This window comes from Streptomyces sp. NPDC001137, from assembly GCF_040298885.1.
In the GTDB taxonomy this organism is placed as follows: domain Bacteria; phylum Actinomycetota; class Actinomycetes; order Streptomycetales; family Streptomycetaceae; genus Streptomyces.
The window spans coordinates 417,000-429,795 of the sequence record NZ_JBEPBA010000002.1; the positions used below are offsets into that span (position 1 = coordinate 417,000).

General features: G+C 68.9%; 13 protein-coding genes. 6 read left to right on the forward strand and 7 right to left on the reverse strand.

Features of this window, described 5'->3' with window-relative positions; translation table 11 throughout:
• Window positions 1-25: 25 nt before the first annotated feature.
• Window positions 26-1,891, reverse strand: coding sequence for an alpha-galactosidase D (locus tag ABT254_RS04835; RefSeq protein ID WP_351463531.1), 1,866 nt, complete (start codon window positions 1,889-1,891; stop codon window positions 26-28).
• 132 nt (window positions 1,892-2,023) lie between these two features.
• Window positions 2,024-3,205 (reverse strand): ROK family protein, encoded by a 1,182-nt coding sequence (locus tag ABT254_RS04840; RefSeq protein ID WP_351463533.1) that lies wholly within the window; start codon window positions 3,203-3,205, stop codon window positions 2,024-2,026.
• 203 nt (window positions 3,206-3,408) lie between these two features.
• On the opposite strand from ABT254_RS04840, the gene ABT254_RS04845 reads away from it, so the two are divergent.
• On the forward strand, window positions 3,409-3,957 hold the full coding sequence (locus tag ABT254_RS04845; RefSeq protein ID WP_351463535.1) for a CGNR zinc finger domain-containing protein: 549 nt from the start codon (window positions 3,409-3,411) through the stop codon (window positions 3,955-3,957).
• 20 nt (window positions 3,958-3,977) lie between these two features.
• On the forward strand, window positions 3,978-4,388 hold the full coding sequence (locus ABT254_RS04850; protein WP_351463537.1) for a hypothetical protein: 411 nt from the start codon (window positions 3,978-3,980) through the stop codon (window positions 4,386-4,388).
• A 10-nt stretch (window positions 4,389-4,398) separates the two neighbouring features.
• On the opposite strand, the gene ABT254_RS04855 is transcribed toward ABT254_RS04850, so the two are convergent.
• Window positions 4,399-5,430, reverse strand: a complete 1,032-nt coding sequence (locus ABT254_RS04855; RefSeq protein WP_351463539.1) for an alpha/beta fold hydrolase — start codon at window positions 5,428-5,430, stop codon at window positions 4,399-4,401.
• 211 nt (window positions 5,431-5,641) lie between these two features.
• On the opposite strand from ABT254_RS04855, the gene ABT254_RS04860 reads away from it, so the two are divergent.
• The 4 genes from ABT254_RS04860 to ABT254_RS04875 all read left to right on the forward strand — a co-directional run bounded on the left by ABT254_RS04860 (window position 5,642) and on the right by ABT254_RS04875 (window position 8,802).
• The gene (locus ABT254_RS04860; protein ID WP_351463541.1) at window positions 5,642-5,833 is read left to right on the forward strand and encodes a hypothetical protein; all 192 of its coding nucleotides are present in this window, start codon (window positions 5,642-5,644) and stop codon (window positions 5,831-5,833) included.
• A gap of 28 nt (window positions 5,834-5,861) precedes the next feature.
• A complete protein-coding gene (locus ABT254_RS04865) occupies window positions 5,862-7,436 on the forward strand; it encodes a tannase/feruloyl esterase family alpha/beta hydrolase (protein ID WP_351463543.1) in 1,575 nt (524 codons plus the stop codon).
• A 68-nt stretch (window positions 7,437-7,504) separates the two neighbouring features.
• On the forward strand, window positions 7,505-7,951 hold the full coding sequence (locus ABT254_RS04870) for an Ohr family peroxiredoxin (protein WP_351463545.1): 447 nt from the start codon (window positions 7,505-7,507) through the stop codon (window positions 7,949-7,951).
• Window positions 7,952-8,028: 77 nt separating this feature from the next.
• Window positions 8,029-8,802, forward strand: coding sequence for an alpha/beta fold hydrolase (locus ABT254_RS04875; protein ID WP_351463547.1), 774 nt, complete (start codon window positions 8,029-8,031; stop codon window positions 8,800-8,802).
• Between the two features lie 98 nt (window positions 8,803-8,900).
• Here the strand turns inward: ABT254_RS04875 and ABT254_RS04880 are convergent, their stop codons facing one another.
• The 4 genes from ABT254_RS04880 to ABT254_RS04895 form a co-directional block, all read right to left on the reverse strand.
• The gene (locus tag ABT254_RS04880; RefSeq protein WP_351463549.1) at window positions 8,901-9,968 is read right to left on the reverse strand and encodes a glucose-1-phosphate thymidylyltransferase; all 1,068 of its coding nucleotides are present in this window, start codon (window positions 9,966-9,968) and stop codon (window positions 8,901-8,903) included.
• Between the two features lie 250 nt (window positions 9,969-10,218).
• Window positions 10,219-10,797, reverse strand: coding sequence for a DUF6817 domain-containing protein (locus ABT254_RS04885; protein WP_351463551.1), 579 nt, complete (start codon window positions 10,795-10,797; stop codon window positions 10,219-10,221).
• A 60-nt stretch (window positions 10,798-10,857) separates the two neighbouring features.
• Window positions 10,858-11,937 (reverse strand): endonuclease/exonuclease/phosphatase family protein, encoded by a 1,080-nt coding sequence (locus ABT254_RS04890; RefSeq protein WP_351463553.1) that lies wholly within the window; start codon window positions 11,935-11,937, stop codon window positions 10,858-10,860.
• A gap of 23 nt (window positions 11,938-11,960) precedes the next feature.
• On the reverse strand, window positions 11,961-12,614 hold the full coding sequence (locus tag ABT254_RS04895; RefSeq protein ID WP_351463555.1) for a M15 family metallopeptidase: 654 nt from the start codon (window positions 12,612-12,614) through the stop codon (window positions 11,961-11,963).
• Window positions 12,615-12,796: the final 182 nt, after the last annotated feature.

A 12,796-nucleotide genomic window follows, 5' to 3' on the forward strand; every position in this document is an offset into this window, starting at 1 on the left:
TGTACTGATCAGGACGGGAGGCCGATCAGGCGGACTTGGGTACGTCGATCCGGTCGATGTCGGGGGAGTAGTCCCAGCCGCTGTCGAAGGTGATCGTGTTGGAGCCCGCGTGGAGGGCCAGCTGGACGCTGACGGTCTCGACCGTGTTCCAGTCACCGGTGGACGGGAACCTCAGGCTCGTGCCGTGGCCGCTGTTGGAGTAGACGGTCACCGAGCGGGCGTCGCCGCTGACGTAGCCGACGTCGACGGTGTAGATGCCGTCCTTCTTCACCGTGATGTCGTTGAACTGCAGCTTGCTGTCGAGGTAGAGGTTGCCGATCTTCTTGCCGCCGGAGCATGCCTCGCAGGAGGCGACGGAGGCGTTCCCGGTCAGGGTGTTGTTGCCGGACTCGGCCTCGTAACGGGTGGTCGCCAGGGGAGCGCCGCCGGGCTTCACGGTGAACAGCCGGGAGCCGTGCGCGGGCAGCGTCGAGGTGATCCGGTTCTTGTACGTGCCGAGGTTCTGGTGGTTCCACAGGTCGCGCACGGCGGCCGCGCCCGTGAAACCGAAGGACGCCCAGTCCGCGGTGACGGAGGCCGGCGAGCCGCCGAGGTTGAACAGCGCGACGGTGTAGCTGCCGTCGGGGTTCCTGGTCCCCCAGACCTGCTGGTCGCCCATCGGGGTGACGGGACGCGCGACGGGCGAGGTGTTCTGGTCGACCGCTATGACCTCCTGGTTGGTGAGCAGGGAGAGGCCGTAGCTGTCGAGCCGAGTGAGGTCGTCACCGGTGAACAGGGGCGACTTGTTGATGGCCCACAGCGTCATGTAGCTCTGTCGCTCGGCCTTGGTGAGGCCGTCCATCGCGCCGTTGCCGACGTCGATCGCATCGAGGTCGTTCCAGCCGCCGGGGCCCGCCTTGCGGCTCCACGCGGGGGCGTCGTTCCACCGGTCGTCGACCGAGTTCTCCCAGGTGACCAGGGTGTTGCAGTAGCACTCGACATCGGTGTCGATGCGCCAGCCGTTGGAGTACTTCTTCCAGTCCGCGGCGTGGGAGATGTCGAGCGACCAGGACAGCTCCAGGTGGATCGGCCGCCCGGTGCCGGCGATGGCCTGGTGCCAGGCGGCGACGTCGGCGACGTTGTTGTAGTTGTCACCGGACTTGGACGAGCCGGGGCCCACTCCGTCCAGTTTGAGGAAGTCGTAGCCCCAGCCCGCGAGCAGCTGCGCCTGCGAGTCGATGTACTTCTGCGCGCAGGGGTTGTCGAAGTTCAGCTTGTAGGCGCTGTCCCAGCCGTTGGTGGTGCGCAGGTCCGGGTAGACGACGTTCGCGGTGGTGCAGCCCGGGGCGTCGTGGATCGGTGTCCTGCCGTCGCCGTACGCTCCCTTCTCCAGGCCCACGGGGAGGTAGATGCCGGCCTTGAGGCCCTTGGCGTGGATGTGGTCGGCGACCGACTTCATACCGTGCGGGAAGCGCACCGGGTCGGGGGTCTGCCGGCCGTACTGGTCGAACTCGGAGGTCCAGTTCTTGTCCATCCACCAGCCGGCGTCGATGTTGACGTGGTCGTAGCCGTACTTCTTCAGCGTGGCGGCCAGGGCGTCGGTCTGCTTCAGTACGTTCGCCTCGGTGAGGTAGCTGTAGTTGCCGTCCGGGTTCAGGCCCGGGTACTGGGAGGACTGCATACTCCAACTCGACCAGCCCATGTACGGCTTGGCCGCCGGGCCGGAGGCGGTGTCCGCCGTGGCCGGAGCCGAACCGGCCGCTGTGGTCGCCGACTTGGAGGCGAGGGGCGCTGCCTGAGTGGCGGCGGCCGGCACCGCGGTGCCGAGCCCGGCCGTGACGGCCAGGACCAGCACGGCTCTGAGGGGACGGCGCGTGAAGCCGGGGAGGGCTCTGGAGGGGGATGAGGGCATGGCTCGCCTCCTGCTTGTGCGGTGAGTGGAGTGGTGCGGCGGTACCCGGTGGGGGCGGGGTATCGGTGAATTCGGGCTAAGGGAGGTCGGTGACCGTGGCGGACTGCGGGTTGCGGCTCTGCAGCATCGTGGCTACTCCTCGTACGTCTCCGACCCCATGAAGGACTGGATCGCGGTGGCCGCGGCCCCGCGCGCCCACTCCTCGAAGGGCAGCGGACGGGTCATCACGTCACACTGCGAAGCGGTACCGAAGGCGGACGCGGCGAACGCGTCCCGGATGCCTTCGGCGAACAGGTCGTACGCGGCCAGGCCCTCCCCGGAGATGACCACCCGCTCGGGGCCGAGGAGGTTCACCAGGGAGGCGATGGCCTTGCCGATGGCCTCGCCGGCCTGCGCATAGACCGCTCGGGCACCCGGGTCTCCGCCGTGGGCCAGGTCCAACGCCTCGCCCACATCGGTCAGTTGCCTGCCCGTGGCCGCACTCACCGCGCGGAGGATCGCGGGGTCCGCCGCGATCGCCTCCACGCACCCGTGGTTGCCGCAATGGCAGAGCGGACCCCTCGGGTCGAGGGACAGATGCCCGATCTCACCGGCCACGCCGTGCGCACCCGACACCACCCGGCCGTGCACCACCAGGCCACAGCCGATGCCGGCGCCCACGGTCACCAGGGCGAAGTCCGAGAGCCCGACTCCGGCCCCGAACCAGTGCTCGGCGACCGTGAGCGCCCGCACGTCGTTGTCGACGGTGACCGGCAGACCGGTCGCGGTTGCGGTGAGCTCGGCGAGCGGTACGTCGCGCCACTCCAGGAAGGGCGAGTAGCGGACCACACCGTTCGCGCGGTCCACGTCCCCCGAGATCGCGAGGCCCAGCCCCCGTACCTGCACACCGAACCCGACGGCCTCGATGAGCAACTCCTGTACCAGCGCGGTGATGGCGGGCAGCACGGCCTCCGGCTCGCGCCCCGAGAGGGCCACGTGCCGGGACACACGGATACGGCAGCACAGGTCGGCCAGCACGCCGATGATCTCGTCGCCGGTCACCTTCACCCCGATGAACAGCGCCCTTCCCGCGTCAACCGACACCAGGGTGGCCGGCCGCCCCACCGCGGGCCGCGCCTCTTCGTCCGCGCCCTCGACGAGATAGCCGAGTTCCATCAGCGGACGGACGGCCTTGGTGACCGCGGCCGCAGAGAGCTTGGTGCGCCGCCCCACCTCGGCCCGGGTGAGCGGGCCGTGGGAGAGCAGCGTGGTGAAGACCAGGGAGGCGGCCGGGGTCATGCTGGGGGCCGACTGCCGGGAGAAGGTCGGGCGCATGGCCGGAAACCTAAGGTCGAATCTTTTCCGCTGTCAATGAAAAAACCATTCTTGCTCTGAGTATCGGTACAGGCGACGCAAGGCCGCTGAAGAAATGGTCCATCGCGACATGTGCCGTTGAATCAAAGGTACGGATCTTGGGGCGCACCACTCCTGGCGGGCGGGATCTTGCACATCCATGTGTCACCCGTCAATATGGTTACGTGAATCATGCATTTCCCTGCGGGACCCTCCCTTTGGACTTCGTCGGCACGTTGCGGGCGCGACGCAACGGCGAGCCGCTCGAGAAGCTCGCCACTCCCGAGCTGCTCGACGACTGGTTCCTGGAGTCCGGGATGCTCGATCTGGCGCCCGGGGCGAGCGAGGTCGACCTCTCCCTCGCCGTGGAGCTGCGTGAGGCGATCTACTCCCTGGTGGCGGCCCGTATCGAACGGCGGCCGTTGCCCGCCGAGGCGGTCGCCGAGGTGAACCTGCAGGCGTCCGGTCTCCCCGTGACCGTGCGGCTCGGTCCCGACGGTACGACCCGTACCGGCACGGTCGTCCAAGGGCTCGCCGCCCTCGCCCGTGAAACCGTCGAGATCATCGGCGGTGAGGAGGCGGCGCTGCTGCGCGAGTGTTCCCGCCCCGAGTGCACCCAGGTCTACCTCGATCGTTCACGGGGCCACCGACGGGAGTGGTGCGCCATGCGAACCTGCGGAAACAGGGTCAAGGCCGCCGCGTACCGGGCGCGCCAGCACGGCGCGAAGAGCTGACGCCGGGGGAGTGAACGGTTGTGACCGGTCAAGCAGCCACCTCTCTCCGGGCGCGCTACGTCGAACAAGCCGTGTCCGACCTGGCGGAGAACCGCCGACGACAGCGCGAACTGACCGAGAAGATCAAGATGTTGAAGCAGGAGGAAGCCCTCCTGACGGACATCCTCCGGCTCGCCGAACGGAACGAGGAGCCGAGCCCTTCTCCGGCGCGTCCGCTCGGAGATCTCCTGATCGAACTGCTTGGCACCCAGGACCGGCCGCGGCCGGCGAGGGCTCTGTGTGACGAGCTGAAGCAGCGGTATCCGGACCGTTCGCCCACCCCGCAGGTCGTGCGCGGCACCCTCGAGTCACTCGTCGCGCAGGGGCGGGTGACTCGCCACAAGCAGGAGCGGGCGGTGTCGTACTCCCTTGCGGAGCGCGCGACGGACTGACTTCCCCCGTTCAGAGGCGGTCCGCGTCGACCACGGCCTGGGCGAAGGCCGTCGGTGCCTCCTGAGGCAGGTTGTGGCCGATGCCGGTCAGTGTCCGGTGCTCGTACCTGCCGGTGAACTTGTCGCGGTACATGGAACCGTTGCCGGGCAGAGTGAAGGGGTCCTTCTCGGGGTCGAGGGTGAGGGTGGGCACCGTGATGGGCGGTGCCGTGGCCAGCTTCTCCTCGTAGCGGTCGTAGCGGGGTTCGCCCTCGGCCACGCTGAGCCGCCAGCGGTAGTTGTGGATGACGACCGCGGCGTAGTCGGGGTTGTCGAAGGCAGCCGCGGTGCGCGCGAAGGTGGCGTCGTCGAAGGCCCAGGTCGGCGAGACGAGATCCCAGACCAGCCGGGTCAACTGCATGCGGTGGTCGAGGTCCTCCATGGCCTTCTTGCCGCGCTCGGTGGCGAAGTAGAACTGGTACCACCACGTGTGTTCCGCGGCCGCCGCGAGCGGTTCGAGCTGGGCCTTGCGGTCGGTGATGAGGTAACCGCTCACCGAGACCAGGGCCTTGACGCGCTCGGGCCACAGCGCGGCGAGGATGTCGCCGGTCCGTGAGCCCCAGTCGAAGCCTGCGATCACCGCCTTGTGGATCTTGAGGGTATCCATCAGCGCGATGATGTCCAGGGCGATCGCCGACTGCTGTCCGTTGCGGAACGTGTGGGAGGACAGGAACCGAGTGGTGCCGTGGCCACGGAGGTAGGGCACGATCACGCGGTAGCCCTCGGCCGCCAGCAGCGGAGCGACATCGACGTAACTGTGGATGTCGTACGGCCAGCCATGCAGGCAGATGACCACCGGGCCGTGAGCGGGGCCCAGTTCGGCGTAACCGACGTCCAGCAGACCTGCCTTGACCTGTTTGAGCGAGGGGAACGAGGTGGGGGCGCCCGCAGTGGCCGCGAGGGCCGGCGCGGCGCTCGCAACACCCTGAAGGCCGGCCAGTGAGGCGGCGGCCGCTCCCGTGCCCAGACCCATGGCTGCGTTGAAGGTGCGCCTGTTGATCATCTGAAGTCTCCACTTGTAGTGGGCCAAGTGCCGCACTGCTGCTGCGAGTTCGGCGGGGCGACTCTGACACGGAGTGCGTCACCTGTCAAAAAGGTTACGAAGTGAGATGAGTAACCGATTAGACAGGTGACCACCCTTGTGGCTGCCGACGTCACCTGTCAGAGTGGTTACGCTATCGAGGCATCGCCCGATGAAGAAATGGAGTTCGGCCATGAACAAGGAACCGTTGACGGACCCGGCCGCGTCGGCGCGGCACGCGCGCTACGGCTCGCTCCCCGAGCGCATCCGCTTCGAGGACATGACCGAAGAGGTGGAAGCCGGCCACGGTGGCGGGGTCGCCTCGTACAACCCCGAGGGCTCCTGGAAGTACTACTCGTGCCTCGCCCTGGACCTGGGGCTGTAGGCGTCCGTTCGTCATGACAGGAAAGCCGATGAGACGACTTCTGACCTTTCTGGCGGCCGGAGTGCCGCTGGCGGCCGCCTTGTGTCTGCCGACCGGAGCTTCCGCCGACAGCCGGGGCTCCGCCGCCCCCTTCAACTGTTCGACCGTCTCCGTGCCGGCCCCGGCCGGCACCGAGGTGGAGTCCGTGACGGTGACCCGCCAGGAGGGCGGCACCGTCAACGGGACCGGGATCCTTGGCGGTTCGGTCACCGACGTGCCGGCCTACTGCGAAGTGACCGTCACCCTCACCCATCCCGGAGACGGTGACCACGCCAAGGTGCGGACGTGGCTGCCCGCGCAGGGCTGGAACGGCCGTTTCCAAGCGCTCGGCGGCAGTGCCTACGCCGCCGGGGACAACGGAGTTGGCCTGGCAACAGCGGTCAAGAACGGCTATGCCACCGCCACCACCGACGCCGGCGTGGGCGACGTCCTGGACACCGGCTGGGCGCTGAACGGCAAAGGGCAGGTCGACACCGCGCTGCTGCAGAACTTCGCCGACCGCTCCCAGCACGAGATGGCGCTCGTCGGCAAGCAGGTCGTCGACGAGGTCTATGGCAAGGCCGCCTCCTACTCCTACTGGAACGGCTGCTCCACCGGCGGACGCCAAGGCTATATGGAGGCCCAGCGCCACCCGGACGACTTCGACGGCATCCTCGCCGACGCACCCGCCGTCAACTGGGACGCGTTCGAGGTCGCCACCCTGTGGCCGCAGGTGGTGATGAACGAGGCGAAGACCCGCCCGGGCATCTGCAAGCTCAACGCCTTCAACCAGGCCGCCCTCAAGGCCTGCGACAAGCTCGACGGAATCAAGGACGGCCTGGTCGCCGACGCCGAGCGGTGCACTTACGATCCCCGCAGTCTCATCGGCACCAAGGTCGTCTGCGCCGGCGAGGAGGAGACCGTCACGGCAGCCGACGCGGCCGTGGTGCGCAAGATCTGGGACGGCCCGCGGACCACCTCGGGCAAGAGGCTCTGGTACGGCCTGCCGGTCGGCGCCGACTTCACGTATCTCGCGGGCGACGCCCCGTTCTCCGTCCCGGCCGCCTGGGTCGCGTCATGGGTGAAGAAGCAGCCGTCCTTCGACACCTCGAAGCTGACGTACGACCAGTTCACGCAGACGTTCAGGCAGTCCCGGGACGAGTACGGCAAGCTCATCGGTACGGACGACCCGGATCTGTCCGCGTTCCGTGACGCCGGGGGCAAGCTCCTCACCTACCACGGTCAGGCGGACCAGCTGATCCCCACCCAAGGCACTGTCGACTACCGCGAGCGCGTCGAGCGGAAGCTGGGCGGCTCGCACCGGGTCGACGACTTCTACCGCCTCTTCCTCGCTCCGGGCACCGCCCACTGTGCACTCAAGGGCGCGGTGGACGACCTGGCGGCTCTGACGAAGTGGGTCGAGCAGGGCAAGGCGCCCGCAACACTCACCGCGTCCCTGACCAACGCCTCCGGCCGGACACTCACCCGCGACCTGTGCCGCTACCCCTTGATCTCCCACTACAAGGGGCAGGGCGACCCGGCGGACGCCGACAGCTTCCGCTGCGTCCCGCCGCACCGGCACTGACCGGCCTCGCTGCATCAACCGTGCAGCCCACCTTCCCGACACATCCCGACCCAAGATGGGGACCCGTCATGGCAGTCAGCTACACAGCCGTCGTCAATGTCACCGGAGAGGGCCGCAACGGCGGCACCGTCCGCTCGCAGGACGGCCTCCTGGACCACAGCCTGGCCATACCCAAGGAACTCGGCGGCGCGGGCGACGCCACCAACCCGGAACAGCTCTTCGCCGCCGGCTGGGCAGCCTGCTTCCTCGGCGCCCTGCGCCGTGCCGCAGCCACCCGCAGGATCAAGCTCACCAGCACCGCCATCACCTCCGAGATCACGCTCACGCACGGCGACGACGGCGAGTTCACCCTCTCCGCCACGCTCAACCCCGTCCTCGGCGGGGTCGACGAGCACACCGCCCGTGAGCTCGCGGAGGCCGCCCACCGGATCTGCCCGTACTCCAAGGCCACCCGCGACAACATCGCCGTGACCATCAACGTGAGCACGGCCTCTCAGAACGGTGACCCGCGGTGAAGGCCCAAGAGGGAACGAAGCGCGTCGGCGGACGGCGGCTCGCGACGGTTGCCGCCGCGACAGTCGCAGCAGGTGCCGTGGCCGGTACCCTCGCCGCCACCGCGAACGGCGCATCCCGGCCTGCTGGGGAGGGCGTGCGGGCCAGGCCGACCATCGTCCTGGAACACGGTGCCTTCGCCGACGGCTCCAGCTGGAACGGCGTGATGCGAAGACTGCACGCAGACGGCTACCCGGTCGTCGCGGCAGCCAACCCGCTGCGCGGACCCCACGGCGACGCTGCCGCCCTGCGTACCGTCCTCGACCACGTCAAGGGCCCCAAGATCCTCGTCGGCCACTCCTACGGCGGCTCGGTGATCAGCGCGGCCGCCGCCGACGACCCCCAGGTCAAGGCCCTCGTCTACGTCGCGGCCTTTCTCCCGGCACCCGGCGAGAACGCCCTCGGTCTGACCAACAAGTACCCGGGCTCCACCCTCCCGGAGGCCCTCGACCCCGTTCCCTCCGTCAATGCCGACGGCACCGCCGGAACCGACCTCTACATCAAGCAGGACAAGTTCCGTCACCAGTTCGCCGCCGACGTCCCCGCGAACCAGGCCGCTCTGATGGCCGCCGCCCAACGGCCCATCGCCCAGGCGGCGCTGGAGGAGAAGGCCACCGTCGCCGCCTGGAAGGACAGGCCCGCCTGGGACGTCGTCACCACGCAGGACCTCAACATCCCTGCCGCCGTGCAGCGCTTCATGGCCCGGCGGGCCCACGCCCACACCATCGAGGTCGCCGCCTCGCACTCGGTGGCCGTATCGCATCCCCGTCTGGTCGCCGAGGTCATCGAAAGGGCGGCACAAGTCACGCGCTGAGGCCCTCGCCCCCCCCACGCACGCGGTTGCTGCGCCGGCCCTCTCGGCCGGCGCAGCAACCGGTCGGCCCCACAAGCCCGTTGCCCGCACAGTGGTGGTCACGAGGCAATCTGCACCTTGCTGTGATCGCCGAGGACGAAACGGTGGGAAGCGGGCTTGCGGGGCGCGGGAGTGACCTCGACATTGCGGCCGATGAGGGAGGCCTCCACCCGCCGGACGCCGCTCACCGAGGAGTCGCGCAGCACGATGGAGTACTCGATCTCACTGTCCTCGATCCGGCAGTCGCCGGCGATCGAGGTGAACGGGCCGATGTACGAGTCGGTGATCACGGCGTTCGCACCGACGACCGCCGGGCCCACGATCCGGCTGCCGGTCACCTTCGCCCCCGGCTCGATCCGCACCCGGCCGATGATCTCGCTGTCGGCGTCGACCGTGCCGTCGATCCGGCGCTCCAGGCTCTCCAGCACCGAGCGGTTGACCTCGAGCATGTCGGTGACGTTCCCGGTGTCCTTCCAGTACCCGGAGATGGTCGTGGAGCGCACCTCACGCCCGTCGTCGATCAGCCACTGAATGGCGTCCGTGATCTCCAGCTCGCCGCGCGCGGACGGCTCGATCGACCGCACCGCCTCATGGATCGCCGGGGTGAACAGATAGACGCCCACCAGCGCCAGCTCGCTCTTGGGATGCGCGGGCTTCTCCTCCAGGCCGGTCACCTGGCCCGACGCGTCCAGCTCGGCCACCCCGAACGCGGTCGGGTTCGGCACCTTCGTCAACAGGATCTGCGCCTGGGGCCGTTCCGTGCGGAAGGCGTCCACCAGATCGGTGATGCCGCCGACGACGAAGTTGTCGCCGAGGTACATCACGAAGTCGTCCTCGCCGAGGAACTCGCGGGAGATCAGCACCGCATGGGCCAGCCCCAGCGGCGCCGCCTGAGGGATGTACGTGACGTCGAGGCCGAACGCGGAACCGTCCCCGACCGCCTCCCGGATCTCCTCCGCGGTGTCCCCGACGACGATCCCGACCTCGGTGATGCCCGCCTCGGCGATCGCCTCCAGGCCGTAGAACAGCACCGGCTTGTTCGCGACCGGAACGAGCTGCTTGGCCGACGTATAGGTGATGGGGCGCAAACGGGTGCCTGAACCACCGGATAACAAAAGTGCCTTCATTCGGATGACCCTACTTAGGCCGGAGTCGCTGACGAGGGAATTCCGTACGTCTCCGTCTTCCGAACAGCCAGCTGGTTCGCCAAGTGAAATGCTTGACGGTGGCCGCCTACCCCGAAGAGGTCTCCCGCCGTCTCTGGGAGCGGCACACGTTCGCCCCCTTGGGCCTGGCGACGCCGTAACGGAGCTTGCTCGGGACGAAGGCATGGCGCGTCTGTCGGGCCGACTCGGCCTCTGACGACGGCTGCGGAGCCTACGGCAGGTGGCCCAGTTGCCGGGCAACGGCGTCCTGCGCGCCGGCAGACAACAGCGAGCCGGCCCGTGTGAGGAAGCCGTACAGGCCGGGGCCGTACTGCTTGGCCAGTTCCGCGTTGTGTGCCAGTACGTCGAGTTCGTTGGCGGCCGTGATGTCGAGGAACGCCCTCAGCTCGTCGGGGGAGGGCTGGTGTTCGCGGCCGGTGAAGCGGTCCCGGAAGGCGACCGCCGAGCTGCCGTCGATGCGTGGGTAGACGACGGCGCGGTCACAGCTGGCGTACAGGTAGACCAGTCCCTCCGCCGGCTCACCGATCAGGGCGACGAGCGTGGCCCGTTCGGTGAGGGGCAGCAGGGACGTGGCGAAGCCGTCGGTTCCGTACGTCGCGTGACACAGTCCCGCGGTCTGGACGTCGGGGCCGGCTCCCCATGCGGCCAGCAGCCGCTGAACCCGCAGCAGGTGCTCGAGCAGTGTGCCGCCCGGGTGGGGTGATCGGCCGGCTCCATGGTCGCGCAGGAATTCCTCGATCGCCGCCTGATCCCTCGCGCCGCTCGGGGACTGCTGCCGGGCCTGTGTCATGGTCGGACGTCCTCTCACGTGTGGTGATCTCGCAACGGGGATCAGCCTATGGCGCGGTGTTCACCAGCTGATTCCGGCCGCCACCGGCAGGTGGTCGCTTTCGGTGGCCGGCAGCACCCACGAGCTGTCCGGCTGCACACCGCGGACCAGGATCTGGTCGATCCGCGCCACCGGGAACCTCGCCGGCCAGCTGAAGCCGAAGCCGTCCCCGGCCAGCTGCTGCGCGGAGCGCAGCTGCGAGGTGAGGCCGGCGAACGCGCGGTCGTCGGTGGTGCCGTTGAGATCGCCGAGCAGCACCACCCGCTTGCTCTTCTCGGCGGCGACGGCCTTGGCGAGCATCTGCGCGTTCCTGTCCCGTGAGTCCGTCGCGAAGCCCGCTCGCGGATTCACCCGTGCGGATCCCAGATGGGCCACATACACCGCCAGCGAACCGTGGTGTGTGGCCACCGTGGTGCGCAGCGCCCGGTTGTAGGTCAGCTTGACGGCGGCCGGTTTGGTGGCCGCCAGCGGTCCGTAGTCCATCCCGGTGTCGATCGGCCGGGTGTCCGAGATCGGCAGCTTGCTCCACAGCCCGACCGTGCCCAGCACCGCGTGGTACGGGTATGCCTTCGCCAGTCCCTTCTCGTAGACGCCCCGCGCCTGCGGGGTGAGCTCCTCGAGCGCCAGCACGTCCGCGCCGGAGGCGATGAGGTCGCGGGCGGTGCCGGCCGGGTCGGGGTTGTCGGCGCCGACGTTGTGGCCGGCCACGGTGAGGTAGCTGCCCGGGTGGGACTTGTCGCCGAGCATCCCGCCGAAGAGGTGCAGCCACACCGTCACCGGCAGCAGCAGCGCGGCCACCGCGGAGGCGGAGCGGCGCCAGATCGCTCCGGCCAGCAGCACCGGGACGAACACGCCGAACCACGGCAGGAAGGTCTCCACCAGGCTGCCGAGGTTCCCCACCCGGTTGGGGACCTCGGCGTGCAGCAGCATGAGCAGGCCGAGCAGCAGCGCCGACGCCGCCAGGACCGGGCCGCGCTTCCAGGGCTCGGGCCGGGACGCTCTACGGATGGCCTGGCGGAGGGGCGCGCTCCAGGCACGGGAGCCGGTGTCCCGGCGGTCGGCGCCGTCCTGTCCGGTCTCCGCCGCGTCCACCTGCGTCATCGTCCGTCCTCGCTCACTGCCGTTCACTGCTGCATCCTCGGGTCCTCGGTGGGGTCGGCGTACATCCGCGGACAGCCACGAGCGATCGCACTGATCCGCAGTTCGTAGTGCCAGGTTTCGTTCCGGTAGATCTGGCACAGGCCGTACTCGGCGCCGTGCCGTGACAGCCACGCCGTCGCATCGGATCGCCCGAGGTCGACGGCGTCTCCCGTGACGTGCGGGGACGTGGCCGCGGTGGCCACCCATCGGGCGGCCTCGTTCTCGGATCCGTACTTGGCGACCGCCTGGCGAAGCAGCTGGTTCTGGTACGCCTTTGAACGCCAGCCGCTGTTGACGTAGAAGGTGACTCCGTCGTGAGCGGCAGCCGACGCCGCCCGGCGCAGGGCCTTGAGCAGTTCCGGATCGAGCTTGGCCACGGCCGGAATCGTGTCGTCGAAGACCGTCACGCCGTCGGGGACGATCCCGTCGGCCTCGCCCAGCGCACCACTGTGCTCACCGTGACGAGCATCCGAAGGTAATACGGCCGACGGAGGCGAAAGCGACGAGGAGGACGAGGACTTCGGCACCTGGTGGCCGAGGACCGCGGTGATCACCGCTATGACCACGATCAGGCCGACGACCATCAGGCCGCGCGTCCGGCGGTTGGTTGCAGGTGCCGATGACGGGGTTCGAGTCATACCCCCAGTCAAGGCAGCACGGTGTTGCCGGCACGTATGTGGTTTTCGATATGCCGGCGATATGCGCCGGCCGGAGCGTAAATGACGTGCGGGTGCGGGGTGTTGAGGACGAACCTGGTCCGGCAGAAGCCGTCGGGGGGCACAGCGGGGCTTCCCGTTGTCGGCCGTACGAGAGGTCCCTG

Excerpts from the sequence above, each read along its gene's own strand:
- ABT254_RS04835 (WP_351463531.1), bottom strand. The coding sequence starts at position 1,891 with ATGCCCTCATCCCCCTCCAGAGCCCTCCCCGGCTTCACGCGCCGTCCC.
- ABT254_RS04840 (WP_351463533.1), bottom strand. The coding sequence starts at position 3,205 with ATGCGCCCGACCTTCTCCCGGCAGTCGGCCCCCAGCATGACCCCGGCC.
- ABT254_RS04855 (WP_351463539.1), bottom strand. The coding sequence starts at position 5,430 with ATGATCAACAGGCGCACCTTCAACGCAGCCATGGGTCTGGGCACGGGA.
- ABT254_RS04860 (WP_351463541.1), top strand. The coding sequence starts at position 5,642 with ATGAACAAGGAACCGTTGACGGACCCGGCCGCGTCGGCGCGGCACGCG.
- ABT254_RS04865 (WP_351463543.1), top strand. The coding sequence starts at position 5,862 with ATGAGACGACTTCTGACCTTTCTGGCGGCCGGAGTGCCGCTGGCGGCC.
- ABT254_RS04870 (WP_351463545.1), top strand. The coding sequence starts at position 7,505 with ATGGCAGTCAGCTACACAGCCGTCGTCAATGTCACCGGAGAGGGCCGC.
- ABT254_RS04880 (WP_351463549.1), bottom strand. The coding sequence starts at position 9,968 with ATGAAGGCACTTTTGTTATCCGGTGGTTCAGGCACCCGTTTGCGCCCC.
- ABT254_RS04885 (WP_351463551.1), bottom strand. The coding sequence starts at position 10,797 with ATGACACAGGCCCGGCAGCAGTCCCCGAGCGGCGCGAGGGATCAGGCG.
- ABT254_RS04890 (WP_351463553.1), bottom strand. The coding sequence starts at position 11,937 with ATGACGCAGGTGGACGCGGCGGAGACCGGACAGGACGGCGCCGACCGC.
- ABT254_RS04895 (WP_351463555.1), bottom strand. The coding sequence starts at position 12,614 with ATGACTCGAACCCCGTCATCGGCACCTGCAACCAACCGCCGGACGCGC.